This window comes from Geobacillus sp. TFV-3 (assembly GCF_009901865.1).
Lineage (GTDB): Bacteria > Bacillota > Bacilli > Bacillales > Anoxybacillaceae > Geobacillus > Geobacillus thermoleovorans_A.
Genome location: NZ_MPSP01000001.1, coordinates 1,034,225 through 1,057,465, shown reverse-complemented (window position 1 = coordinate 1,057,465; position 23,241 = coordinate 1,034,225). Strand labels below are relative to the sequence as shown.

The 23,241-nt window shown below is 54.1% G+C and carries 24 protein-coding genes; 3 read left to right on the top strand and 21 right to left on the bottom strand.

What is annotated here, in order from left to right; genetic code table 11:
* Positions 1 to 35: 35 nt before the first annotated feature.
* From mtaB to gpr, 13 genes are all read right to left on the bottom strand, one after another.
* Positions 36 to 1,385, bottom strand: a complete 1,350-nt coding sequence (mtaB, locus tag BJQ97_RS05320; RefSeq protein ID WP_160157542.1) for a tRNA (N(6)-L-threonylcarbamoyladenosine(37)-C(2))-methylthiotransferase MtaB — start codon at positions 1,383 to 1,385, stop codon at positions 36 to 38.
* A 77-nt stretch (positions 1,386 to 1,462) separates the two neighbouring features.
* Positions 1,463 to 2,239, bottom strand: coding sequence for a 16S rRNA (uracil(1498)-N(3))-methyltransferase (locus BJQ97_RS05315; protein WP_160155789.1), 777 nt, complete (start codon positions 2,237 to 2,239; stop codon positions 1,463 to 1,465).
* Between the two features lie 17 nt (positions 2,240 to 2,256).
* Entirely contained in the window at positions 2,257 to 3,195 is a 939-nt protein-coding gene (gene prmA / locus BJQ97_RS05310; RefSeq protein ID WP_160155788.1) for a 50S ribosomal protein L11 methyltransferase, read from the bottom strand.
* Positions 3,196 to 3,200: 5 nt separating this feature from the next.
* Entirely contained in the window at positions 3,201 to 4,346 is a 1,146-nt protein-coding gene (dnaJ, locus tag BJQ97_RS05305; protein ID WP_160155787.1) for a molecular chaperone DnaJ, read from the bottom strand.
* Between the two features lie 129 nt (positions 4,347 to 4,475).
* Positions 4,476 to 6,299 (bottom strand): molecular chaperone DnaK, encoded by a 1,824-nt coding sequence (gene dnaK, locus BJQ97_RS05300; protein ID WP_160155786.1) that lies wholly within the window; start codon positions 6,297 to 6,299, stop codon positions 4,476 to 4,478.
* Positions 6,300 to 6,322: 23 nt separating this feature from the next.
* Positions 6,323 to 6,964, bottom strand: a complete 642-nt coding sequence (gene grpE, locus BJQ97_RS05295) for a nucleotide exchange factor GrpE (RefSeq protein ID WP_160155785.1) — start codon at positions 6,962 to 6,964, stop codon at positions 6,323 to 6,325.
* A 98-nt stretch (positions 6,965 to 7,062) separates the two neighbouring features.
* Positions 7,063 to 8,097 carry a heat-inducible transcriptional repressor HrcA gene (gene hrcA / locus BJQ97_RS05290; RefSeq protein WP_160155784.1) on the bottom strand — a complete coding sequence of 345 codons (1,035 nt, stop codon included), beginning with the start codon at positions 8,095 to 8,097 and terminating at the stop codon, positions 7,063 to 7,065.
* Between the two features lie 83 nt (positions 8,098 to 8,180).
* Complete coding sequence (hemW, locus tag BJQ97_RS05285; protein WP_160155783.1) at positions 8,181 to 9,320, bottom strand: radical SAM family heme chaperone HemW; 1,140 nt, start codon at positions 9,318 to 9,320, stop codon at positions 8,181 to 8,183.
* Positions 9,321 to 9,395: 75 nt separating this feature from the next.
* Complete coding sequence (gene lepA / locus BJQ97_RS05280) at positions 9,396 to 11,225, bottom strand: translation elongation factor 4 (protein WP_160155782.1); 1,830 nt, start codon at positions 11,223 to 11,225, stop codon at positions 9,396 to 9,398.
* A gap of 67 nt (positions 11,226 to 11,292) precedes the next feature.
* A complete protein-coding gene (locus BJQ97_RS05275; RefSeq protein WP_160155781.1) occupies positions 11,293 to 11,454 on the bottom strand; it encodes a hypothetical protein in 162 nt (53 codons plus the stop codon).
* 28 nt (positions 11,455 to 11,482) lie between these two features.
* The gene (locus tag BJQ97_RS05270) at positions 11,483 to 11,821 is read right to left on the bottom strand and encodes a YqxA family protein (protein ID WP_160155780.1); all 339 of its coding nucleotides are present in this window, start codon (positions 11,819 to 11,821) and stop codon (positions 11,483 to 11,485) included.
* Between the two features lie 12 nt (positions 11,822 to 11,833).
* Positions 11,834 to 13,033 (bottom strand): stage II sporulation protein P, encoded by a 1,200-nt coding sequence (gene spoIIP / locus BJQ97_RS05265; protein WP_160155779.1) that lies wholly within the window; start codon positions 13,031 to 13,033, stop codon positions 11,834 to 11,836.
* A gap of 75 nt (positions 13,034 to 13,108) precedes the next feature.
* Positions 13,109 to 14,227, bottom strand: a complete 1,119-nt coding sequence (gene gpr, locus BJQ97_RS05260; RefSeq protein ID WP_160155778.1) for a GPR endopeptidase — start codon at positions 14,225 to 14,227, stop codon at positions 13,109 to 13,111.
* A 182-nt stretch (positions 14,228 to 14,409) separates the two neighbouring features.
* On the opposite strand from gpr, the gene rpsT reads away from it, so the two are divergent.
* A complete protein-coding gene (gene rpsT, locus BJQ97_RS05255) occupies positions 14,410 to 14,679 on the top strand; it encodes a 30S ribosomal protein S20 (protein WP_160155777.1) in 270 nt (89 codons plus the stop codon).
* Positions 14,680 to 14,749: 70 nt separating this feature from the next.
* Here the strand turns inward: rpsT and holA are convergent, their stop codons facing one another.
* Positions 14,750 to 15,796, bottom strand: coding sequence for a DNA polymerase III subunit delta (holA, locus tag BJQ97_RS05250; protein WP_160155776.1), 1,047 nt, complete (start codon positions 15,794 to 15,796; stop codon positions 14,750 to 14,752).
* Positions 15,797 to 16,080: 284 nt separating this feature from the next.
* On the opposite strand from holA, the gene BJQ97_RS05245 reads away from it, so the two are divergent.
* Complete coding sequence (locus BJQ97_RS05245) at positions 16,081 to 16,215, top strand: YqzM family protein (protein ID WP_011231993.1); 135 nt, start codon at positions 16,081 to 16,083, stop codon at positions 16,213 to 16,215.
* 69 nt (positions 16,216 to 16,284) lie between these two features.
* On the opposite strand, the gene BJQ97_RS05240 is transcribed toward BJQ97_RS05245, so the two are convergent.
* The 3 genes from BJQ97_RS05240 to BJQ97_RS05230 form a co-directional block, all read right to left on the bottom strand.
* Entirely contained in the window at positions 16,285 to 18,534 is a 2,250-nt protein-coding gene (locus BJQ97_RS05240) for a DNA internalization-related competence protein ComEC/Rec2 (protein WP_160155775.1), read from the bottom strand.
* Complete coding sequence (locus BJQ97_RS05235) at positions 18,531 to 19,001, bottom strand: ComE operon protein 2 (RefSeq protein WP_160155774.1); 471 nt, start codon at positions 18,999 to 19,001, stop codon at positions 18,531 to 18,533. Before BJQ97_RS05235 ends, BJQ97_RS05240 begins: the two co-directional genes overlap by 4 nt.
* A 91-nt stretch (positions 19,002 to 19,092) precedes the next feature.
* A complete protein-coding gene (locus tag BJQ97_RS05230) occupies positions 19,093 to 19,716 on the bottom strand; it encodes a helix-hairpin-helix domain-containing protein (RefSeq protein ID WP_160155773.1) in 624 nt (207 codons plus the stop codon).
* A gap of 102 nt (positions 19,717 to 19,818) precedes the next feature.
* Here BJQ97_RS05230 and comER point away from each other — a divergent pair, with 102 nt between their 5' ends.
* Entirely contained in the window at positions 19,819 to 20,637 is an 819-nt protein-coding gene (comER, locus tag BJQ97_RS05225; RefSeq protein WP_160155772.1) for a late competence protein ComER, read from the top strand.
* Between the two features lie 359 nt (positions 20,638 to 20,996).
* Here the strand turns inward: comER and BJQ97_RS05220 are convergent, their stop codons facing one another.
* The 4 genes from BJQ97_RS05220 to BJQ97_RS05205 are packed head-to-tail and all read right to left on the bottom strand — an operon-like array spanning position 20,997 to position 23,227.
* Positions 20,997 to 21,740: a class I SAM-dependent DNA methyltransferase gene (locus BJQ97_RS05220; RefSeq protein WP_160155771.1), complete on the bottom strand. Its 744-nt coding sequence runs from the start codon at positions 21,738 to 21,740 to the stop codon at positions 20,997 to 20,999.
* On the bottom strand, positions 21,737 to 22,093 hold the full coding sequence (gene rsfS, locus BJQ97_RS05215) for a ribosome silencing factor (protein WP_044730768.1): 357 nt from the start codon (positions 22,091 to 22,093) through the stop codon (positions 21,737 to 21,739). Before rsfS ends, BJQ97_RS05220 begins: the two co-directional genes overlap by 4 nt.
* On the bottom strand, positions 22,090 to 22,668 hold the full coding sequence (gene yqeK / locus BJQ97_RS05210) for a bis(5'-nucleosyl)-tetraphosphatase (symmetrical) YqeK (RefSeq protein ID WP_160155770.1): 579 nt from the start codon (positions 22,666 to 22,668) through the stop codon (positions 22,090 to 22,092). The genes rsfS and yqeK overlap by 4 nt, the downstream gene beginning before the upstream one ends.
* Positions 22,577 to 23,227, bottom strand: a complete 651-nt coding sequence (locus BJQ97_RS05205; protein WP_160155769.1) for a nicotinate-nucleotide adenylyltransferase — start codon at positions 23,225 to 23,227, stop codon at positions 22,577 to 22,579. Before BJQ97_RS05205 ends, yqeK begins: the two co-directional genes overlap by 92 nt.
* Between the last annotated feature and the right edge of the window lie 14 nt (positions 23,228 to 23,241).

Below are 23,241 nucleotides of genomic sequence, written 5' to 3'. Positions count from 1 at the left end.
TGTTAAACGTTTTCGTTGCATCTATATAGACTGAGTTATGAGCTCCATTTGACCGAACGGGCCATTTCATCCGGCACAACCCGGACGAACTCTCCTTCATTGTACGGATAGCCAGCTTTCGTAATCTTCACTTTGACAAGTTCACCGACCATTTCCTCGGTTGCCGGGAAGCGGACTTTCAAATAGTTGTCTGTATAGCCGACGTACAAATCCGGCCGCTCTTTGTCGCGCTCTTCCGGAATGACTTCGAGCACTTGCCCTTCAAAACGGGAAGCGTACTCTTTCGCCAATTGGTCGGACAGAGCGATCAAGCGGCGGACGCGGTCATGCTTCGTTTCTTCATCGATTTGGTTCGGCATGCGCGCCGCCGGCGTGCCGGTCCGCTTCGAATAAGGAAAGACATGCAACTCGGAAAACCGTTGTTCACGAATAAAGTTGTACGTCTCCATAAATTCGTCTTCCGTCTCGCCTGGGAAGCCGACGATGACGTCAGAAGTCACCGCCAGCTCTGGAAACACTTCACGCAACCGGGCGAGCCGCTCCGCGTAAAATTCCACGGTATATTTGCGGCGCATCCGCTTGAGCACCGTATTCGACCCAGACTGGAGCGGAATGTGCAAATGGCGGACGATTTTGTCCGAACGCTTCAAAACATCGATCACTTCATCGGTAATTTGGCTCGCCTCAATCGACGAAATGCGGAGCCGCTTCAGCCCCGGCACTTGCTCGTCCAAGTCGCGCAACAAGGACGCAAAGTTATAGTCTTTCAGATCGGTGCCATAACCGCCTGTATGAATGCCGGTCAGAACGATTTCTTTATAGCCGGCGGCAACCAGCTGGCGCGCTTGGCGGATGATTTCCTGCGGATCGCGTGAGCGCATTAAGCCGCGCGCCCACGGGATGATGCAAAACGTGCAGAAGTTGTTGCATCCTTCTTGGATCTTAAGCGACGCCCTCGTCCGATCAGTGAATTCCGGCACATCCATCTCCTCAAAAACGCGCGTTTTCATAATGTTGTGAACAGCGTTGATCGGCTGGCGCTCGCGCTGGAACTGCTCGATGTAATCCAAAATTTTATGCCGGTCTTGCGTGCCGATGACAATATCAACGCCCGGAATGGCCATGACCTCAGCCGGCGATGTTTGCGCATAGCAGCCGGTCACGCAGACGACGGCGTCCGGATTGCGGCGCACCGCACGACGGATGACTTGACGGCTCTTTTTATCGCCGGTGTTCGTCACCGTGCACGTATTGATCACATACACATCCGCACGGCTTTCAAACTCTTTTCGCTCGTAGCCGGCTTTTTTAAACAGCTGCCAAATCGCTTCGGTTTCGTAATGATTGACTTTGCAGCCTAGTGTATGAAAAGCCACTGTCGGCATCTTGTCCACCTCACTTTGCCTCCCGCTTAAGGATCAGCGGGATCGAACTTTTTATCAGAAACAGTCAATATTGCTCACTAAGCGCGCTCCGCTTCGCCGTTCGGCGCGCGCAGTTCCCATTCATAAGAGGCGGCGGAAAGCAAATAGAGCGGAGCTGTTTCGGTCCGCAAAATGCGCGGCCCAAGGCTGCACGGAGAAAAGCCGTGCTGCTGAAGCTGTTCTGCTTCTTCCGGGCTGAACCCGCCTTCCGGCCCGAAGACAGCCAGCAACGCGCCTCCTGGACGGAGGCGGGAAAGAAGCGCCGGAAGCGCAGCATGCCGGGCGTTTCGCGCCTCTTTTTCGTAGGCAAACAGCCGAACATCGACCGTTTGGCCAAAAGCGAGGAGCTCGACAAATGAAAGCGGCGCCCGCACGTCCGGCACCACCGTTCGTTCAGCCTGCTCAGCCGCTTCTTTCGCAATTTTTTTCCATCGATCGACTTTTTTCTCCGCCTTTTTCGCGTCCCATTTCACGACCGACCGAGCGGCTTCGAACGGAAGAAAGCCGGCGGCGCCGAGCTCTGTTCCTTTTTGGATGACGAGCTCCCACTTTTCGCCTTTCGGCAGCCCTTGGGCGATGTAAATGCGCACCGGCAGCTCGTTTCGCTCCTCTTTCCATTGTACAATACGGGCTTGCACATGCTCATTGGCAATTTGTTGAATTTCACACACCGCCGCGCGCCCGTCTGGAAAGACGCAAATGATCCCATCCCCCGGCTTCATGCGCATGACGCGGGCGATATGATGGGCATCATCACCGCTGATCGCGACGATCCCGCTTTGTTGCGCCTGGCCGGGAACGAAGTAGCGCTGCACAGCCATCCCTTCTTTGCTTACGGTTTCATGGCGACAACCGCCACCCAGTCTTCCATCACGTTGATTGCCTCAATGGCAAAGCCGGCGGCAAGCAACCCGTCTTTGACGTTCTGCTTTTTCGCCTGAATGATGCCAGACGTGATGAAGCGGCCGCCTGGCTTTAACAACCGGTAGGCGTCACCGGTAAAGCGCAAAATGATCTCCGCTAAAATATTGGCGACGATCACATCAGCCGGTTCCTCGATATGATCGAGCAAATTGTTTTGTGAGACTGTTACGATATGCTGCACCTTATTGAGCTTCACGTTCAGCCGCGCGCTGTCGACCGCCACCGGGTCCAAATCGAGCGCCCGCACCGACCGAGCGCCAAGCATCGCCGAGGCGATGCTTAAAATACCGGAGCCGGTGCCCACATCAATGACGTCATCGCCGGGGCGCACGTACTTTTCGAGCGCCTGCAGACACATGACTGTTGTCGGATGCGTGCCGGTTCCAAATGCCATGCCCGGATCCATTTCGATGATCAGCTCATCATTAGACGCCGGCTCGTACGTTTCCCACGTCGGCACGATCGTAAACTTTTCGGACACTTTCACCGGATGATAATGCTTTTTCCACGCCGTTGCCCATTCCTCTTCGTTTACTTCGCTCAATGTAATTTTATTTTTGCCAAGGTCGATATCATACAGCCATAAATTGTTAATCGCCTGCTTAATTTGTTCGACCGTTTCACCAAGAAAACTGTTGACCGGCAAATATGCCTTAATGATCACCCCTTCTTCTGGGTAGTCGTCCGGGTTGAGCTCGACGATCTCGCCGTACCAGTCGTCCCGTTCTTTGACCAAATCGTATGGATCTTCGATGACGACGCCGCCGGCGCCCGCTTCATGCAAAATGTTCGAAATCGCCTCGACCGCCTCATGCGTCGTATGAATGCTGATTTCTGACCATTTCATCGCGCTTACGCTTCTCCTTTAAACGCCTTTTTGACTTTCTCAAAAAAACGGGCGTGCGGCCCGTCGTGCATCGTGTCTCCGCCGAGCCGATCAAACTCGCGCAACAGCTGCTTTTGCTTTTCGGTCAGCTTCGTCGGCGTCACAACACGGACAATGACGTGCTGATCGCCTTGGCCGTAGCCGCGCACGTTCGGCACCCCTTTTCCCTTCAAGCGGAAGCGCGTGCCTGTCTGCGTGCCGGCCGGGATTTTCAGCTTCACATGGCCATGGAGCGTCGGCACTTCGATCTCATCGCCGAGCGCCGCCTGGGCGAACGACAACGGCACTTCGCAATAAATATCGTCACCGTCGCGTTTGAAAAACTCGTGCGGCTCAACACGGAAGATGATGTACAAATCGCCCGGCGGCCCGCCATTGACCCCTGGCTCCCCTTGGCCGGCGACGCGCAGCTGCTGGCCGTCATCGACGCCGGCTGGAATTTTGACGTGAATTTTTTTCCGCCGTTTGACGCGTCCCGTGCCGCCGCACGTTGGGCATTTCTCCGGAATGTACCGGCCCGTGCCGCCGCAGACGGGACATGTCCGGCGGTTGACGATGCGGCCAAATGGCGTCGCTTGTTCGCTTGTCACGTGCCCGCTGCCGTGGCAATGCGGACAAGACGTCGGACTTGTGCCCGGTTTCGCTCCGCTGCCTTGGCACGTGTCGCACGTCTCTTCCCGCGGAATTTCAATTTCCGTTTCTTTACCGAACGCCGCTTCTTCAAACGTAAGCGTCATCATATACTCGACGTCCGCCCCTTTGCGCGGACCGCTCGCCCGCCTGCGCGGACCAGCGCCGAAAAACGTTTCAAAAATATCGTCAAAACCGCCAAAGCCGCTAAAGCCGCCAAAATCAAACCCTCCGTCTTGGAATCCGCCGCCAAACGTTTCGTGCGGATCGGCATGGCCGAAGCGGTCGTAGCGGGCCCGCTTTTCATCATCGCTTAACACTTCGTACGCCTCTTTAATTTCCTTAAACTTCTCCGCGGCGTCCGGGGCTTTGTTCACATCTGGATGATACTGCTTCGAAAGCTTTCGATACGCTTTTTTAATCTCGTCTTTCGTCGCGTTTTTGCTGACGCCGAGAATCTCGTAATAATCGCGCTTCGCCATCGTTGATCATCCACTCCCGATTCACTCACATAAATTTGATTTTATCATTTCCCTCTGCGGCAAGGCAATATATCAATGCTAGAAAAAAAGTCAAAGCCAAGGCAGGCCTGACTTTGACTTTCGGTTGCATTATTTATCGTCGTTCACTTCTTCAAACTCGGCGTCCACCACGTTGTCTTTATTATTGGCAGCGCCGCCTTGCGATCCTGCACTTTGAGCCTGTTTCGCCGCTTGTTCATACAGCTTGATCGACAGCTGCTGCACGGCTTCTTGCAGCGCATCCTTTTTCTTGCGGATGTCGTCGATGTCGTTTTTCTCAAGCGCCGCTTTCAACGCCTCTTTCGCATCCTGCGCCTTCTTGATCTCATCGGCGCTTACTTTTCCTTCGACTTCTTTGATCGTTTTGTCGGTCATGAACATGAGCTGGTCGGCTTCGTTGCGCAACTCGGCGGCTTCTTTCCGCTTCCGGTCGGCTTCGGCGTTTTCTTCCGCTTCTTTAATCATGCGCTGAATTTCTTCTTCCGACAGGCCGGACGACGATTTGATCGTAATCGACTGCTCTTTGTTCGTTCCTAAATCTTTGGCGCGCACGTGAACGATGCCATTGGCGTCAATATCAAACGTCACTTCAATTTGCGGCACGCCGCGCGGCGCCGGCGGAATGCCGGTTAACTGAAAGCGGCCGAGCGATTTGTTGTCCGCCGCCATCGGGCGCTCTCCTTGCAAGACGTGAATGTCGACCGTTGTTTGATTGTCAGCCGCCGTTGTGAACACTTGCGATTTGCTTGTCGGGATCGTCGTGTTCCGTTCGATCAGTTTCGTAAATACGCCGCCCATCGTTTCAATGCCAAGCGAAAGCGGCGTGACGTCGAGCAGAACGACATCTTTCACTTCGCCGGCGATCACCCCGCCCTGGATCGCCGCACCGATGGCAACGACTTCGTCCGGGTTTACGCCTTTGTGCGGCTCTTTGCCAAGCTCGCGCTTGATCGCTTCTTGGACAGCTGGAATGCGCGTCGAACCGCCGACCAAAATGACTTTATCAATATCCGCTGGCGTCAAGCCGGCGTCTTGAAGCGCCTGGCGGACCGGCCCCATTGTCCGCTCGACGAGGTGGGCGGACAGCTCTTCAAATTTCGCTCTTGTCAACGTCATTTCCAAATGGAGCGGACCATTTTCATTGGCGCTGATAAACGGAAGCGAAATTTGCGTCTGCGTGACGCCCGACAGTTCTTTTTTCGCTTTTTCCGCCGCATCTTTCAAGCGTTGGAGCGCCATTTTGTCTTTCGACAAATCGATGCCGTGCTCTTGCTTGAACTGATTGACCAAATAATCGATGATCACTTGGTCGAAGTCATCGCCGCCCAAATGGTTGTCGCCGGCCGTCGCCTTCACTTCAAACACGCCGTCGCCAAGCTCCAAAATCGAGACGTCAAACGTCCCGCCGCCTAAGTCATAGACGAGAATCGTTTGGTCTTCTTCTTTATCAAGGCCGTAAGCAAGCGCCGCGGCCGTCGGCTCGTTGATGATGCGCTCGACTTCGAGGCCGGCGATGCGGCCGGCGTCTTTCGTCGCTTGGCGCTGGGCGTCGTTGAAATACGCCGGAACTGTGATGACCGCACGCGTCACCGGCTCGCCCAAATAGTCTTCGGCGTACGATTTCAAGTATTGCAAAATGATCGCCGAAATTTCTTGCGGCGTATATTGCTTCCCTTCGATTTCGACTTTGTAATCCGTCCCCATATGGCGCTTGATCGAGATGATCGTGTTCGGGTTCGTGATCGCTTGCCGTTTGGCGACTTCGCCGACTAGTCGTTCGCCGTTTTTAAACGCGACGACCGACGGGGTCGTACGGTTTCCTTCCGGATTCGGAATGACTTTCACTTCGCCGCCTTCTAACACGGCGACGCAAGAGTTCGTCGTTCCTAAGTCGATGCCGATAATTTTGCTCATCGTCTATCATCCTCCGTTTCCGTTTATTGGCTTACTTTGACCATGGCAGGCCGCAGCACGCGGTCTTTCAGCTTATAACCTTTTTGCAGTTCCTCAACAACCGTGTTCGGCTCATAGCCTTCCGCTTCCGCCTGCATGACGGCTTGGTGCAAATAAGGATCAAACGGCTTTCCGACCGCCTCGATCGCCTCGACGCCTTCTTTCTTCAAGGCGTCAACAAGCGACCGGTACACCATTTCCATCCCTTGCAAAATCGATTTCGCCTGTTCGTTGTCCGTTTCTATTTTCAACGCGCGTTCAAAGTTGTCAAGCACCGGAAGCAAATCGCTCGCCAAGCTTTGGACGCGGTATTTTTCAGCCGCTTCCATCTCCTGGCGCGTCCGGCGGCGGAAGTTTTCAAAATCGGCGTACAGGCGGAGATACCGGTGTTCCATCTCTGAAAGCTTCGCTTCCAATTCGGCGATCTGCGCCTTTGCCGCGGCCAACTCATTGGCCGTCGGCGCCTCTTCAGCTCGTTCCGCCGCTTCCTCCACGCCGGCCTCTTCAAGCGGAACATCGACCGCTCCCGCCTCAGGCTGCGGAGCGGCTTCTTCCTCGATCGGTTGCTCCCGCTCCGGCTCATCGTATGCAGCTTGTTCCGTCACTTGTTTTTCTCCTTGTTCCATTGCGTTCACCTCCCTGCCGGGGCTCTTCCCTTTTATGTATCAATGGCCACAAGGAAAGGATGGATGCGCGATCCATCCGTTATCCAATATGGCCATTCTTATTGACTTTGATACCATTTCGTCAACGCGGCCGACAAATCGGAAGCGACACGGTTTAAGACCGTGATGACGCGCGAGTATTCCATGCGCGTTGGACCAAGAATCGCGATCGCCCCGAGCGGTTCATCGCCGACCGAATACGTCGCCGTAATCAAGCTGCAATTTTCCATGCCGCGCAGTTCGTTTTCATGCCCAATCGAAACCCGAACTCCTTTCTGGTTTTGCTTGCGGAGCAGGCGATAAATGTCTTTTTCTTGCTCAATGATGTTCAGAAGCGGGCGCACTTTTTGGATGTCGCTGAACTCCGGCTGGTTGAGCATATTCGCTTTCCCGGCGAAAAACACTTTTTCTTCTTCAGGGGCCTCGAGCGTCTCCATGAGCGCATTGAGCACGCTGTCGTAGTTGCGGATGTGACGGCGCAATACATCGGCCACTTCCGTTTCCATTTTTTCTTTCAAATCAATGAGCGGAACGCCGTTCAACCGCTCGTTGAAAATGTTGACCATTTTTTCGAGGTCGCCTGCGTCCATCGATGACGGAATCGTCACGACCCGGTTTTCAACATGGCCGGTGTCCGTCACCACGATGGCGACGGCTGTCTGTTCGTTGAGCGGAACGATTTGCATCCGCTTCAGTTTGCTTTCTTTAAACGTCGGCCCGAGCGCGATGGATGTATAGTTCGTCAGCTCCGATAAAATTTGCGCCGACTTTTGCATCAGTTTTTCCAGCTCATAGATGCGCTCGGCAAACACGGAGCGGATTTTTTGAATGTCCGCCCTTGTCAGCCGCTGCGGCGGCAGCAAATGGTCGACATAGTAGCGGTACCCTTTTTCCGACGGCACACGGCCGGAAGAAATGTGCGTTTTTTCAATATAGCCGAGCTCCTCCAAATCCGCCATCTCATTGCGGATCGTCGCCGAGCTGAACGCGATTTGATGCTTTTTCGATAACGTCCGCGAACCGACAGGCTGCCCAGAACGAATGAAATCGTCGATAATCACCTGCAAAATCAGCAGTTGGCGGTCCGTTAGCACGTGCCTCACCTCTGTTAGCACTCGAACAATTCGAGTGCTAAATCTACTACTAGGGTAGCAAATCGCCCGGCAAATGTCAATGTTTACATTTCGCCGAGGAACGCGGCAAACACTTCATTGCCGAGCAGCTTGCCTCGTTTTGTCAAGCGGATGTGAGTCACCGTTTCCTCGAGGCGTCCGTTTTCGATTTCCCGGCGGATCGCCGCGCCAAATATGTCGTGGAGGTCGCGGCCGAACTTTTGCCGAAAGCAGGCTTTGGACACCCCTTCCGTTTTGCGCAGCCCTAAAAACATTTCCTCTTCCATCTGCTCGCGAGTGGTCAAGCGGCGCACGTCGCGGTGCGGCCATTGGCTGCGTTCGATCGCGCTGATGTAATGCCGGATGGGGCCGATATTCGCCCGCCGCACCCCGTTGATATAGCTGTGCGCCCCAGCGCCGATGCCGTAGTACTCCTCGTTGTTCCAGTAAGTCAAGTTGTGCCGGCTTTCAAATCCCGGCAAAGCGTAGTTGCTGATTTCGTATTGCCGATAGCCAGCGGCAGCCATCTGCTCCATCGCCGCTTCATACATCTCAGCTTCCATCTCTTCGCTCGGGAGACGGAGCCGCCCTTTCCGCCATTCGTTATAAAAAATCGTCCTTGGCTCCAAAATGAGGGAATAAGCAGAAAGATGCGGCACATGAAGCGAAAACGCCGCTTCTAAATCGGCCGTAAACTGCTCAAGCGTCTGCCCCGGCAAACCGTACATTAAATCAATGCTGATGTTCTGAAACCCCACTTCTCTGGCCAACGCTACAGCCCGTATGACGTCGCCCCGCCGGTGCGTGCGGCCGATCGCCTGAAGGAGCTGGTCGTCAAACGTCTGCGCCCCGAGGCTCAGCCGATTCACTCCGGCATCGCGCAAAATAGCGAGTTTTTCTTTCGTCAAGCCGTCCGGGTTGGCTTCGACGGTAAATTCGGCCGTTTGTGGGTCAAACTGAAAATGGCGGTGGATGCTCGCAAGCAAACGGCCGAGCTGCGCCGGCTCAAGCACCGTCGGCGTGCCGCCGCCGATAAACAGCGTCTTGAGTTGACTGCCAAATTCCGCCGCCGTCCACGCCATTTCTTTGTCCATCGCCCGCAAATAGTCGTCAATCGGCTGGCCGGCGGCGAATACTTTGTTAAAATCGCAATAATGGCAAATATGGGCGCAAAACGGAATATGAAAATACGCTGAGACGGCCATCAATTCCCCTCCTTTCAGCCGGCCGGCGCCGCAGGAAACAAACAAGGCCATCCCCCAAGGAGACAGCCTTGCCTGTCATTTCTTCTGGTCGTCGATTTTCAAGACGGCCATAAACGCTTCTTGCGGCACTTCGACCGACCCGATTTGTTTCATCCGCTTCTTTCCTTCCTTTTGCTTCTCAAGCAGCTTCCGCTTCCGCGACACGTCGCCGCCGTAACATTTGGCAAGCACGTTTTTGCGCAACGCTTTGATCGTCGAGCGGGCGATGACCTTGTGGCCGATCGCCGCCTGCACCGGCACTTCAAATTGCTGGCGTGGAATCAAATCTTTCAGCTTTTCAACGATCGCTTTGCCGCGCTCGTACGCAGAATCGCGATGGACGATAAACGATAAGGCATCGATTTTTTCGCCGTTTAACAAAATATCCATCTTGACGAGATTGGACGGCCGGTAGCCGATCAATTCATAGTCGAATGACGCGTACCCTTTTGTGTTCGATTTTAAAGCGTCGAAAAAGTCGTAGACGATCTCCGAGAGCGGAATATCGTAAATGAGCATGACGCGCTTTTCGTCCAAATATTGCATATCGACAAACGTGCCGCGCTTTCCTTGACACAGCTCCATCACCGGGCCGACATAGTCGTTTGGCACCATGATCGTCGCTTTCACATACGGCTCTTCAATGCGGTCGATTTTTTGCGGGTCGGGCATGTTCGTCGGGTTGTCGACGTCGACCTCCGTTCCGTCGGTCAAATACACCTTGTAAACGACGCTCGGCGCGGTCGTGATCAAATCGATATGAAATTCGCGCTCGAGCCGCTCTTGAATAATTTCCATATGGAGCAAGCCAAGGAAGCCGCAGCGGAAGCCGAACCCAAGCGCCTGCGACGTTTCCGGCTCAAAGTGGAGCGCCGCATCGTTCAATTGCAGCTTCTCGAGCGCCTCGCGCAAATCGTTGTAGCGCGCTGTATCGATCGGATACATCCCGCAAAACACCATCGGATTGAGCTTCCGATAGCCCGGGAGCGGCTCGGCGGCCGGCCGTTCAGCATCGGTGATCGTATCGCCGACGCGCGTATCTTTCACGTTTTTAATCGAGGCGGTCAAATAGCCGACATCCCCGACCGTCAATTCGTCGACGACTTTTTGCTTCGGCGTGAACACGCCGACTTCCGTCACTTCAAACTCTTTGCCGGTCGACATCATTTTAATGCGCTGCCCTGACTTCACCGTTCCGTCGACGACGCGGACGTAGGCGACGACGCCGCGGTACGGGTCATAAAGGGAATCAAAAATGAGCGCCTTGAGCGGCGCATCCGGGTCGCCCGAAGGAGCCGGAATTTTTTCGACGATTTTTTCCAAAATTTCCTCGATGCCGATGCCGACTTTCGCCGAAGCAAGCACCGCGTCAGAGGCGTCCAAACCGATGACATCCTCAATTTCTTGACGCACCCGCTCCGGTTCAGCGCTTGGCAAATCGATTTTATTAATAACAGGCAAAATTTCCAAATTGTTATCGATCGCCAAGTACACGTTCGCCAACGTCTGTGCTTCAATGCCTTGCGCTGCATCGACGACCAAAATCGCCCCTTCGCAAGCGGCCAAGCTGCGCGATACTTCGTACGTAAAGTCGACGTGGCCCGGCGTGTCGATCAAATGAAAAATATACTCCTCACCATTTTTCGCTTTATATGTCAACTGAACCGCATTCAATTTAATCGTGATGCCGCGCTCGCGCTCAAGCTCCATCGTATCGAGCGTCTGCTCGCGCAATTCACGCTCCGACAGCGCTCCCGTCTTTTCCAAAATGCGGTCCGCCAGCGTCGATTTTCCGTGGTCAATGTGGGCGATGATCGAAAAATTGCGGATCCGTTCCTGTCGTTTCAACCGTTCTTCCCGGTTCATCGTCTCTCACTCCTGCTTCTTCGCAAAACTACACTAGCTTTGATTATAACAACAGCGCGAAGAAGATTCAATGATGAACGAAAAGCAAGCCGCCGTTCGGGCTTTCCGGAAAAAACACGAAACGTCCAGAGCCGCGCCAAGAAAACAACCGACAATATGGGAAGCGCAGCACTTTGTACTCCAGCCGGCAGACGGCGTCCAAAAGAAAAAGCCGCCATTGTGACGGCACGTTCCTGTTTCGTCCTCACATGAACGGGCTAGCCCAACACCCGGCCGATGAGCGAAAACAGCATTTCCATAAGCGCGGTGACGCCATCGGCAAAAAGTTGGCCGAGCCTAGAGAACAAGTTGAACGTTTTCAGCTCGCGAATCGTTTCTTGCTTTTCTCCTAAATCTTCAGCAACGATCGGCCGGCCAAACACCGCGGCTTCCACTTCACCATTTTCCCTTTTTTTCATATCGATGACGGATGGAAACGACGGATCGGCATAACCGCGCATCCGTTCAATGCCGCGATGCGCCTCTTGCATGCCAAACAACACACCGAAAAAAAGAAGAAAGATCGCTAGAGCAAATCGAATCAACCATCTTGCCATAGTGACGCCCCTTTACTTTTTCTCCACTGGAACCGGCGCTTCCACTTTTTCTGCCTGCCAATAATAGTCGCTGAACACCTCAGCGAGCGCCGACACGGAACGAAACAACTCAGTAAACGTATTGTCAACACCGCCGACTTCAATTAAAATCGCGTTTTCCGATAAATCTTGATTAAACTTGCCGTTCGTCCCGGCTCCTTTTTTCTCGATCACCCCGCGGCTCAACCCTGGATATTTCTTTTGCAGCAACTGATGCAACGCGGTAGCCAGCTGCAAGTTTTTCTCGTATGTCGCGTTTTCTCCCCCAATAATGAATGCGACACGCGCATAATCAACGCCGTTGATCGTAGCGGTCGTATATTTCCGCCGCCGCGAATCGCGATGGATATCGATGAAGTAGTGCAAGTCACGATTTTGCTTCATTGCTGCGATCACTGTTTGACGAGACATATCATACGATTGGGAGTATTTCATCCCTTTCTTTAACAATTCGCTGACAATGTCGATTTTGCTCACTTCAGCCCCGATTCCGCGCTTTTCCAGTTCTTCCGCTAACTTTTCCCCCACTTTTGTGATGTTGACCGTCGGGTGAAACGCCAAATCCGGATCAGTGACCCCTTTGAGCGCCGGCAAAAACGACTCATGCGTATGGGTATTGTAAATGTAGACCACTTTTTTCCCTCCGGTCGTCTGCGATGGGGGCGGAACCGGTTTTTCATCTTCATTCTTGTTTGCTTGTTCGAGTTCATCGACCGAGGCTTGCCGCTCCGCAAGCATCGCCTCAAGCGGCGGCGCTGATTCGTATGGCATGTTCGTATAATCCGTTCCTTCACCAGCGATGAGAATTTTGCTGTCATAAAGGGCAAAGCCCGGCAACTCGCTGCCAAGCAGGCTGCGCGGGTCATCGGGATTGATGCTCGTCGCCAGGCGGAACAATAACGATGAGTAATTCGTCTGCCGCCGATCTTTCGGCAGCAGCTGCGCAAAATATCGATTTTCCAAGGCGAACAGACGAATGAACGTCTCTTCCGGAAAATGGGCCGCCATATCGTTCAGCGATGATGACGACGGACGGTATTCCGGCCGCAGCGATGTGAGCGCTCCGACAAGCATAAACATCATCATGCAGCCAAGGATGATGAGCATCAACAGTTTCTTTATGCTGGCTCCTGGAATCGCGATCATGACGTTTGGGGAGCGCCATCGTTTCATATTCCCACCCTTTCCCGGCTTGTCTCCTCAGTTTAACGTATGGCCAAGCGGGAAAAGATAGAACTGTTTTTTTGTCTAATGGGTGTAGGAGCCGACATTGCCTTGGTCGACTTGCCGATGCAGCGCCGCATTCAAGCCGCCGGCTAATAAGTTGGCCATATCGCCGATAAACGAATCGATCTCTTTTGGAGTCACCATCAAATTATGCCCGAGCGGGGCGAGCACTTCATAGATGAGGCGCCGCTTTTCTTCATCGCCAAGCGTGCCGACCATGCCAAGAAACGTCGACCGTTCTTGCGGCGACGGCATGTCTTGTTCCGTCAATTTTCGTTTGCGCCCAAACGTCCAGCCCGCCGGAGTGAGCGCGTTTGACGGCCGTTTCCCTTCGCGCATTTCGCGGCCGAAATGCTTCAAAATGAAATCGATCGTGTCACTCGTGATGGAGACCGCATCGACAACCGTCGGAACGCCGATCGAAATGACCGGAATGCCAAGCGTTTCATAGCTTAACTCTTTCCGCTTGTTGCCGACCCCAGAGCCAGGATGGATGCCGGTGTCAGAAATTTGAATCGTCGCGTTGACCCGTTCGATCGAGCGGGCAGCCAAGGCGTCAATCACAATGACAAAATCCGGCTTTGTTTTCTGGACGACGCCGTCAATAATGTCGCTCGTTTCAATCCCAGTCGTCCCCATTACCCCCGGAGCAAGGGCGCTCACCGGCCGGAAGCCTTCCTCGACGCTTTCCGGCTGCAGCTGGAACAAATGACGGGTGACAAGCACGTTTTCCACCGTGAGCGGCCCGAGCGCATCCGGGGTGACGTTTTGGTTGCCGAGCCCGACAATCAGGCAGCTCGCTTGTTCCCGAATGCGGAGCCGATTGAAAAAGGCACTGAGCTGCTCGGAAAAAATGCGCTGCACTTTTTGCTGCAACTCGGTGTTTTGTTCGCGGATGCCTTGGGCTTCAATCGTCACGTAGTGGCCCGGTTTTTTGCCGATCGAGGCCGCTCCTTGCTCCGTGACATGTACATGCGACAGCTTGACGCCGTCGATCTCCTCGTCACGGATCATGACTCCCTCAATCGGCGCGGCACTTTCTCTTTTTTGCTGCAAACGCTCCTCGACTGCGATCTCATGCGCTTCGATCGCTAAATCCGTGCGCACCGAGTACTGGCGTAAATCGAGCGGCTGTTTCATGTCGTTCCTCCCCATTTCTGCCGTTTTCTTTTATTGTCGCCGCAATCAGGCCCGGTCATTCATGTTTCGTAAAGGATTTTCGCTTGAACACTCTTGCATAATCAAAACACGTTTGATAGAATAACATTTGTTCTTCCTGTTGTTCACAACAGAAATAGGAACGGTAACGGAGGTGAACGAACGTGGCTAACATCAAATCAGCGATCAAACGCGCGAAAACGAACGAAAAGCGCCGGGCTCACAATGCCTCGATGAAATCGGCCATGCGTACAGCGATCAAAAAGTTTGAAGCGCTTGTTGAATTGAAAGACGTGGAAAAAGCGCGCGAGGCATTCATTATTGCTTCGAAAAAATTAGATAAAGCTGCAAGCAAAGGCCTTATCCATAAAAACGCCGCCAGCCGGCAAAAATCGCGCTTAGCGAAAAAATTGAACAGCATCCAAGCTTCCTAATCAAAAACGACCTGGCGCCAGGTCGTTTTTTGTTTTTCTTTTGTTCACGGCAAACGACCGGGCAAGCGCTTCACCGCCGGCCGTGACACCCCGCTTGCGCCGGGCGGGCGCCCCAGCGCATCAGAAGCAGCTCAACGGCCAACCGGCGATCGACCGCCCCGCTTTTCACTTCGTAATCGGCGTCAGCGAGCTCGTTGATCACCTCAGCAAGCTCTCCGTCAGCGAAGCGGGCCGCTTGGGCAAGAGCGAGCTTGACGCGGAACGGATGCACCTTGAGCGCCGACGCGATTTGCACCTGTCCGTAGCCTAAGGAAGCGAGCCATTTCACTTGCGCAAGCAAGCGAAAATGACCGGCAAGCAACGCCAAAATTTTGATCGGTTCCTCATTGTTTTCAAGCAAATCGTAAAACGTCTGCAACGCCGCTGGAATATCTCGCTTCGCCACTTGCTCAACGAGCACAAATACGTTTTCTTCCGGCGTGCGGGCGACAAGCCGTTCAACCGCCGCCGCCTCAACTGTTCCGCCCGGTCCGGCAAACAGGGCCAACTTATCGATTTCATTCGCCAAGACGGAAAGCTGCGTCCCGGCCCGCCGCAACAGGACATCAATCGCCTCATCGCTTGCTTGAGCCCCTTGGCTCTCGATGCGGCGCCGCACCCAAGCACGCAGCTCCGCTTCGGCAAGCGGGGCGGCGATGACGACTTCGCTTTGCTCTTTAGCGAGTTTCGTAATTTTTTTTCGCTCATCAAGCTTCTCGTACGGCGCGAAAAAGACGACGATCGAAAACGGCGACGGCGCCTTCAAGTACGCCTCCAGCCTCGCTAAGTCATGTTCGATCTCCTTCTCTTTTTCAGACGTAAAAAAATACGGATGCTTGATGAGAATGACACGCCGCTCGCCGAAAAACGGCACCGTCTCGGCCTCCTCAAGCGCCGCCTCGACCGGCGTTTCCTCGCAGTCGTACACAGCCAAATTCCACTCCCGCTCCTCGGGGCCAAGCGCTGCGTTCACCAATCGCTCATACGTTTCCGTTAATAAAAACGGCTCATTGCCGTATAATAAATAAAGGGGAGAAAACCGCCTCTTTTCAATGTTTTCCCATACGCGTTCCAGCATGTTCCCGTCTCCATTCCCTAGCAAACGTCTCTGCTAGAAAAGATACACCGTTTTTTGTCATTTTACAAGGGAACCGGCTGCCGAAAAAACCGGTTCCCCTTTATATAAACGCTGGCCTATAAGTCCTAGGACCTTATTGGCCAGCGGGTTATTTTTATGTTTTCCCGGCTGTTTGAAAGTATTTGTGTCAACTGTTGTCAAGGAAGGAAAAGAAGCGAGCGGCGGTAGATTTTTCACGCGTTTTCGTCTATACTAAAAATGATTGAACGAGGAGGAGGAAAACGATGAACGTATTTGAAAAAGAAGTGCAAAGCCAACGAAATGACGCCGTCGATTCCGCCGTCGGATTCATCGTGTCGTTCGGCTTTTTCGCTACCATGTTCATCATCGCAACGTTGATCGAATTTTTCGGTCGATAAGGATTGCTTACATAAGCAATCCTTATTTTTTGGTTCTGCTGAAACGTTCCGTTTTTTGTGCACTACATCTTATGGTTTCATCACCTGAAAGGTTCCACCGTTTTCGTCATACACATACCGAATGGCTCCGTTTTCATCCGTCCGCCAAATGATCGCCCGTTGTTGCCCAAGCCGCATAAGCACCTCGGGGGACGGATGCCCGTAGCGATTGTCGCGGCCGACGGAAAGGATGGCCGCTCGCGGCTTGACTGTCCGCAAAAACGGCTCTGTTGTCGACGTTTTGCTGCCATGGTGGGCGACTTTCAATACATCGACGCGCAGCGTCGGATAAGCGCGGATGATCGCCTGTTCCGCCTCTTCCTCGATATCCGCAGCAAACAGCCATGTCAAGCGGCCAAGGTAGGCGAGCAATACAAGCGAGCCGTTATTATCCTCATTGTTTCCCGCCTCCGGGTGCAATACGGAAAACGCGGCATCCACCACCTTCCACCGATCCCCCCGCACGCTGGCGGCCACCGGCACGGAAAACGGCCGCGCCATCTTTTGGACGCGCGGCAGCGCTCCTGGGCTTGTGACAATTTCCTTCACTTTGACCGCTTCGAGCACCTCAGGCGCGGCCCCGATATGGTCGGCGTCATCGTGCGTCAATATGAGCTTATCGATCGTTCGCACCCCTTGCGCTTTTAAAAACGGCACGACGACATCGCGGCCGACGGCAAACGGCTGCGACCGCTGGCGCCATGGTTCCTTCGCCCATTCCGGCGTCCCGCCGGTGTCAATGAGATAGACTGCTTTTCGATAAGGAAGCTCAATATAAATACAGTCCCCTTGCCCAACATCCAATACCGTCACTTCCCCTTTCCGATCCACATACGGGGCGGCCAGCTGAAGCGCCGTCGCCGCCGCCACCGCTGTCAATCCGCGGAGCAGGCGGCCGCGTTCCCAATCCAAAAACGCCGTTGCGATGGCCGTCAAATAGACAGCTAAGCACCACGGCCCTGGACGGCCGAGCACAAGCATAAACGAGTAATCGACCGAGAAAAAACGGACAACCGCGTCCGTCAGTTCAATGAGGCGGCTAAACAGCCAAATGATCGGAGAAAAGGAAAAAACTGTGGATAGAAAAGCGAGCGGCAAAATGACAAATGAATACCAAGGGACAAAGAAGACGTTGAGTCCTACGCTCCAAACAGAAACTTCGTAAAAATGGTAAAGCAAAACCGGCAGCGCGGCGAGCTGAGCGGCAAGCGCCGTTTGAAACAGGCGCCCAAGAGGTGAACGAACGGAGACAGACACAGGGAAATGAACAAGAAGGACGAACGTGACAATGAACGATAGTTGAAAGCCGACATCCCAAACCATATATGGATCAAAGACGAGCAGCGCCAACGCTGTCCAACTCAACGCATCCAGCGGATGGATTGTTCCTTTTTTCCACTGGACGGCCAACACAATCATCCCGGTCGCACAAGCGCGCAGCACCGACGGCGAAGCGCCGGCGAGCACCGCATACATAGGCAAGAAAACGAGCAAAGCAAGCACGGCCGCTTCGCGCGTCACAAACCGAATGGCAGCGGCAAATGCGGCGCCGACAAGCAAAGTGACATGGCCGCCGGAAATTGCCAACAAATGGATGAGCCCGAGCCGCTGGTAGCCGTCCAGCACCGCCTCATCCAGCGAGCGACGTTCGCCATAAATGAGTGCAGCGGCAATGCCTGCCGCTTCCGGCGGAAACCGAGCTTCAATCCGGCGAACGCCAGCCTCGCGAATAGCTTCAAGCCGTTCGATGATGGTGGGACGGACGCGCACGCAAGCGGAAAGATCGATCGCCTCAGGGAGAAAGAGCCAATGAATGCGGTGGCGGCGCAAATAAAGACGGTAATCAAACGCATACGGATTGCCGGCTGGCATGGGGCGTTCAAGCATTCCGCTCACCCGGCACACGACCCCGGGCATAAGACGCGCACGCAACGCTTCCTTTTCCGCAGCCGTCCGAATGATGTAACGGAGCTGCACCCACTCCTTACCAGATTGCACCGCCGCCTGCAATCGATCACCGTCGATCGCCGGCGCGGCGGAAAAACGAACGGAAAGCGAATGACGGCCGCCGGAAAGGGACGTTTGGTTATGATGGTCAACGATGAGAAAGTAGACAAAAAAGAAGAGAGCGGCAACGAGAGCGGGAAGGCAACAGCGCGGACGGCAGATGAAAAGAACAAGGAGATAAACGATAAGGAGAAAACATGCAGTTTTGGACGGCGAGGCCGCCGCCACGGCAAAGAGCGCCGCCGCAGCGGGATAGACAGCTTGTCCTTTCATGATTCCCCTCCGCCCCCGGAAAGCAAGGCGAACACATCCGTTTTCAGCGGCACTTGCACGAGCCGGACGCCGGCTTGGGCAAACAACTCCAAGGCGTACGGGTGGTTTTTGTAGTCTTGCGCATAATAGACAGCGCGAATGCCGCTTTGAATGATCGCCTTGCAGCAATGCAAGCACGGAAAATGGGTGACATACATCTCGGCCCCCTCGGTCGGGACGCCGAACTTAGCGCATTGCAAAATGGCATTCATTTCCGCATGGATCGTCCGCACACAATGCCCATCAATGACGTAGCACCCTTCATCAATGCAGTGAGCGCCACCGGCGATCGAGCCGTTGTACCCGCCGGCGATGATGCGCTTATCGCGCACAATCGTCGCCCCGACTGCCAGCCTTGTGCACGTGCTGCGCAGCGCGAGCAAATGGCTTTGCGCCATAAAGTATTGATCCCACGTGATTCGTTCCATTTTCCATCCCTCCGCTTGTTTCCATGTTTTTAGTCTACCGGCCGCTTCCCGCCCCCGTCAATCCGAAACGTGTCGACAAGCCCCTGAGCCTTTACGGCACAAGCAAGTACGGTTTCAATTTCTCCAACGTTTTTTCGCCAATTCCGGTCACATTCAACAAGTCTTCCGCCCGCTGAAACGGCCCGTGTTCTTCGCGATAGGCGATGATCGCTTTTGCCTTCGCCGGTCCAATGCCGGGAAGCTGCATCAACTCTTCTTCCGTCGCCGTATTGACCGCCACTTGCGGCCCGTCCCGAGCTCCACCGCTCGGAGACTTGCCGACGGTATTTGACGCCGGTGCGGCCTCGCCTTTTGCCGGCACGTAAATCATCATTTCATCGAGCACTTTTGCCGCCAAATTGACTTTCGTTTCATCTGCCTCATCCGTCAATCCGCCAGCTAGGACGATGACATCGCGGATGCGGGCGTCCGCCGCCACCTCGTACACCCCTGGTTTCGCGACCGCCCCTTTCACATCCACCACAGCAGTTTTGGACGCCTCGTCCTTTTGTTCTTCCGTCCGGGCGCCATCCGTTTCAGCCGCCGCTGGCAAGACGACTTGCCCCTTTTCATCCGTCGGATGACGAAACACCCACAACCCCGCCGCGGCGGCAAACAACAAGAGCACCCCCGCTTTCCCATAACGTTTTCCAAACTCCTGCACATGCTCCCACATACGATCCCATCCTTTCTATCTCAAGTCATAAACCGAGCCTTTTTCTCATACATATCGAAAAAGAGAGTTCCGGTGAACCAAAACCGGGAGGAGGGACAACACATGAACATCGGCGTCATCGGCACGGGGAATATGGGCACCATCTTAATCGAAGCGTTCCTCGACTCCAGCGCCGTCAAAGAGAATGAACTGGTCATTACGAACCGCACGCTTGCAAAAGCGTTTGCCATACAACACACATATCCTGGCATTACGGTGGCTGCCGACGCCGCAGAAGTCGTCAAACAATCCGATGTCATCTTTTTATGCATCAAACCGCTCGACATCCACCCATTATTGCAGCAACTGAACCCTTACTGGACACAGGAACATTGCCTCGTGTCGATCACAAGCCCGATCAGCGTCGAACAGCTTGAAGCGGCCGTCCCTTGCCAAGTCGTGCGCGCCATTCCGAGCATTGCAAACCGGGCGCTCTCCGGCAGCATCCTCGTCACCTTCGGATCGCGCTGTTCGACCGATTGCCGGCAAACGATCGATGATCTTCTCCGGCGCATCGCCTCGCCGGTATACATCGACGAGGCCATCACCCGCGTCGCCTCCGACATCTCAAGCTGCGGCCCGGCGTTTTTCAGCTATTTGCTTCAGCGCTTCATCGACGCCGCGACGTCCAAAACCGCCATCACGAAAGAACAAGCGACGATGCTGGCGACCGATATGATCATCGGCCTTGGAGAACTGCTCAAGCGGAATCTGTACACATTGCCAACGTTGCAGGAAAAAGTATGCGTCAAAGGCGGCATTACCGGGGAAGGCATCGCTGTGCTGGAACAACGAATGAACGGAGTCTTCGAAGAAGTGCTGGCGAAAACGCATGAGAAGTTTAAAGAAGATGTGGAGAAGGTGAAGCAACAGTTTCCTTGATATTCGACAAGCAACAGCGAAAATCCTGCTTCGTTCGACAAAAAAAAAATGGACCCCAGCTTGTACGGCTGGGGTTTTCATATTTACGGATTTTTCGTTGGATTCCATCGTCGTTGAACCTTTTAGCTGTTGCTTGTTTTGATCTATATTTTCGATCCTCATTCGGCTATTGAGCCCGGCACAAGATTTCTTCCAATTACGTTTGGTTGACATTACACTCGTTTCAATCCTCAGCCAACTATTAAAGCCGGATGCAAAACGATAGATCATTTTCCCTGCATTATTTTATGTTTCAACCAAAATCCCCCTAAATCTTCCTAATCCACGTTTCTTTTTTATGATTTCTCACTCTTCGCCCCTCACCGCTTCCGCGCGACAAAAAACAAGCGCTCCGCCGTTTCGGTCGGGGGCGCATCGGTGAAATCAGCGGTCACCTCAAGCACTTCGAAACCGGCGTCATAAAGCCATTGCTCATAGGCGGCGCGCTCGAACGTGCGCTGTTCGTGCCATTCGTCATAGCGCTCATAAAGGGCGCCACGGCGGACGAAAAAGGTTAATTCATGCCCGACGCTGTGCGGCCAGTCAAGTGGATGGCATGTCCATATGTAGCTGATGTCCTCGTCTTGATCCGCAAACACCGCATCGCGAAACAAAACGTCCGTTTTGTAGACGGAATGGACGTCAAACAAAAGCAGCCCGCCGCCGCCAAGGGCGCGATAGACGGCGGCGAACGTCCGCTTGACATCCTCTTCGCCTGTCAAATAGTTCAGCGCATCGCAAAAAATAAAGGCGCCATCCAAGTCAGAAAACCCGTCGAGCTCCGCCATGTTTTGCTCGAAAAACGGCACCTCCACTCCCGCCGCTTCAGCTTTCGCCTGGGCGATAGCAAGCATATGCTCGGACACGTCGACGCCGGATACTTGCCATCCCGCCTTGGCGAGGCGAATGGCAAGCTCTCCCGTCCCGCAGCCGATGTCCATGACCCTTCTGCCTGGACGTTTGGCGTATTGGGCGAATGCCCGTTCAACAAACGATTGCCATGCGCCGTACGGCGCCTCGGACATGAGCGCGTCATACCAATCGGCGAAGCGGCCGTACGTCATGGCTGCAGCACAGCCGCGACGTCTTCCGTCGGGGCGTCCCCCCAGAGCCGTTCGAGGTTGTAATACTCGCGCTCCTCTTTGGCAAAAACATGGGCAACGATGTCGCCCAAATCGACAAGGACCCATTTCGCCTCATGGAATCCTTCGACCCGCTTCACCGGCAGGCCGTGTTCTTCCGCTTGGTCTTGAATTTCGCGGGCGATGGCCTGCACTTGTTTGTCTGAATTGCCATGACAAATGACAAAATAATCGGCGACAAGCGAAATGCCTTTCATGTTCAAGACGACAATTTGTTCCGCCTTTTTGTCATCCGCCGCGCGGACGACAAGCTGCAACGCCTCTTGTTCCGTCACCTTTTTGCTTCCCCCTTCACTTCACGCACGAGTGAATTGTACGCATGAATCGTATCTGGATAAATGAGCTGGCGCTTCTCAAGCAAAAACGCGATCGTATTTTTCACCGCCTGCAACAGCGCCCGATTGAGGTCTTCTTCCGCCAAGCGCCGTACGTCATCGACGCCGGGGAAGCGGCGCCCTGGTTCCATATAGTCGGCCAAATAAATAATTTTTTCCAGCAGCGTCATTCCCGCCCTTCCCGACGTATGGTAGCGAATGGCATCCAGCACCTCCGGATCGTCGATGCCGACTTCTGCCTGCACTAAATAGGCGCCAACGGGCGCATGCCATAGCTCGCTGTTGTAAGCAAGCAAATCGTTGGGCATATTTTGCGCCAAAATGATTTGTTTCATTTCCTCGACTGGACGGAATTTGGCATAGTCGTGGAAAATCGCCGCCAGTTCCGCCTTTTTCGCGTCGGCACCGTATTGCTTGGCGAGCTTAACAGCGGTTTCGACAACGCCAAGCGTATGCTCGTAGCGCTGCTCTGTCAGCTGTTGTTTCACGATCAGTAACGCCTGTTCTCGCTCCATATAGCCCCTTCTCCTCAATATAAAGTCTAACGCCTTCTGGCACGAGATAGCGAATCGTCTGTCCGTTCCGCACCCGCTCGCGGATGAGCGAGGAAGAAACGGCAAACTGCGGCGCCTCGACCTCAATGACCGGATACGGCGTTTCCATGGAAAACCCAGGCCGCTTGACGCCGACGAACGTCACCAACTCGATGAGCTCCTCGATGCGGTGCCAATTCGGCAAATATTCGACCATATCGGCGCCGATGATGAAATAAAACTCGTCATCAGGATGCATCGCGACGAGCTGGCGGATCGTGTCGTACGTATACGAAGGCCCTTCCCGCTCGAGTTCGATCGTCTCAATGTGAAAGTGCGGATGGTCACCCACTGCCAACTCGAGCATGCGCAACCGGTCTTCGCTTTTCGTCACTTGCTCGTGCTGCTTATGGGGAGGAATGCGGTTGGGCAGAAACCAAATTTCTGACAACTGAAGGGCGTCAAGCACTTCATTCGCCATGAGCAAATGACCGTAATGAGGCGGATCAAACGTGCCGCCAAAAACCCCAATTTTCCCCATATTCTTTCCTCCCG

What these genes read in the sequence shown, in the direction of transcription:
- mtaB (WP_160157542.1), bottom strand. Translation starts at nt 1,385, where the DNA reads ATGCCGACAGTGGCTTTTCATACACTAGGCTGCAAAGTCAATCATTAC.
- prmA (WP_160155788.1), bottom strand. Translation starts at nt 3,195, where the DNA reads ATGAAATGGTCAGAAATCAGCATTCATACGACGCATGAGGCGGTCGAG.
- dnaJ (WP_160155787.1), bottom strand. Translation starts at nt 4,346, where the DNA reads ATGGCGAAGCGCGATTATTACGAGATTCTCGGCGTCAGCAAAAACGCG.
- dnaK (WP_160155786.1), bottom strand. Translation starts at nt 6,299, where the DNA reads ATGAGCAAAATTATCGGCATCGACTTAGGAACGACGAACTCTTGCGTC.
- grpE (WP_160155785.1), bottom strand. Translation starts at nt 6,964, where the DNA reads ATGGAACAAGGAGAAAAACAAGTGACGGAACAAGCTGCATACGATGAG.
- hemW (WP_160155783.1), bottom strand. Translation starts at nt 9,320, where the DNA reads ATGGCCGTCTCAGCGTATTTTCATATTCCGTTTTGCGCCCATATTTGC.
- lepA (WP_160155782.1), bottom strand. Translation starts at nt 11,225, where the DNA reads ATGAACCGGGAAGAACGGTTGAAACGACAGGAACGGATCCGCAATTTT.
- BJQ97_RS05270 (WP_160155780.1), bottom strand. Translation starts at nt 11,821, where the DNA reads ATGGCAAGATGGTTGATTCGATTTGCTCTAGCGATCTTTCTTCTTTTT.
- spoIIP (WP_160155779.1), bottom strand. Translation starts at nt 13,033, where the DNA reads ATGAAACGATGGCGCTCCCCAAACGTCATGATCGCGATTCCAGGAGCC.
- gpr (WP_160155778.1), bottom strand. Translation starts at nt 14,227, where the DNA reads ATGAAACAGCCGCTCGATTTACGCCAGTACTCGGTGCGCACGGATTTA.
- holA (WP_160155776.1), bottom strand. Translation starts at nt 15,796, where the DNA reads ATGCTGGAACGCGTATGGGAAAACATTGAAAAGAGGCGGTTTTCTCCC.
- BJQ97_RS05245 (WP_011231993.1), top strand. Translation starts at nt 16,081, where the DNA reads ATGAACGTATTTGAAAAAGAAGTGCAAAGCCAACGAAATGACGCCGTC.
- BJQ97_RS05240 (WP_160155775.1), bottom strand. Translation starts at nt 18,534, where the DNA reads ATGAAAGGACAAGCTGTCTATCCCGCTGCGGCGGCGCTCTTTGCCGTG.
- BJQ97_RS05235 (WP_160155774.1), bottom strand. Translation starts at nt 19,001, where the DNA reads ATGGAACGAATCACGTGGGATCAATACTTTATGGCGCAAAGCCATTTG.
- BJQ97_RS05230 (WP_160155773.1), bottom strand. Translation starts at nt 19,716, where the DNA reads ATGTGGGAGCATGTGCAGGAGTTTGGAAAACGTTATGGGAAAGCGGGG.
- comER (WP_160155772.1), top strand. Translation starts at nt 19,819, where the DNA reads ATGAACATCGGCGTCATCGGCACGGGGAATATGGGCACCATCTTAATC.
- BJQ97_RS05220 (WP_160155771.1), bottom strand. Translation starts at nt 21,740, where the DNA reads ATGACGTACGGCCGCTTCGCCGATTGGTATGACGCGCTCATGTCCGAG.
- yqeK (WP_160155770.1), bottom strand. Translation starts at nt 22,668, where the DNA reads ATGGAGCGAGAACAGGCGTTACTGATCGTGAAACAACAGCTGACAGAG.
- BJQ97_RS05205 (WP_160155769.1), bottom strand. Translation starts at nt 23,227, where the DNA reads ATGGGGAAAATTGGGGTTTTTGGCGGCACGTTTGATCCGCCTCATTAC.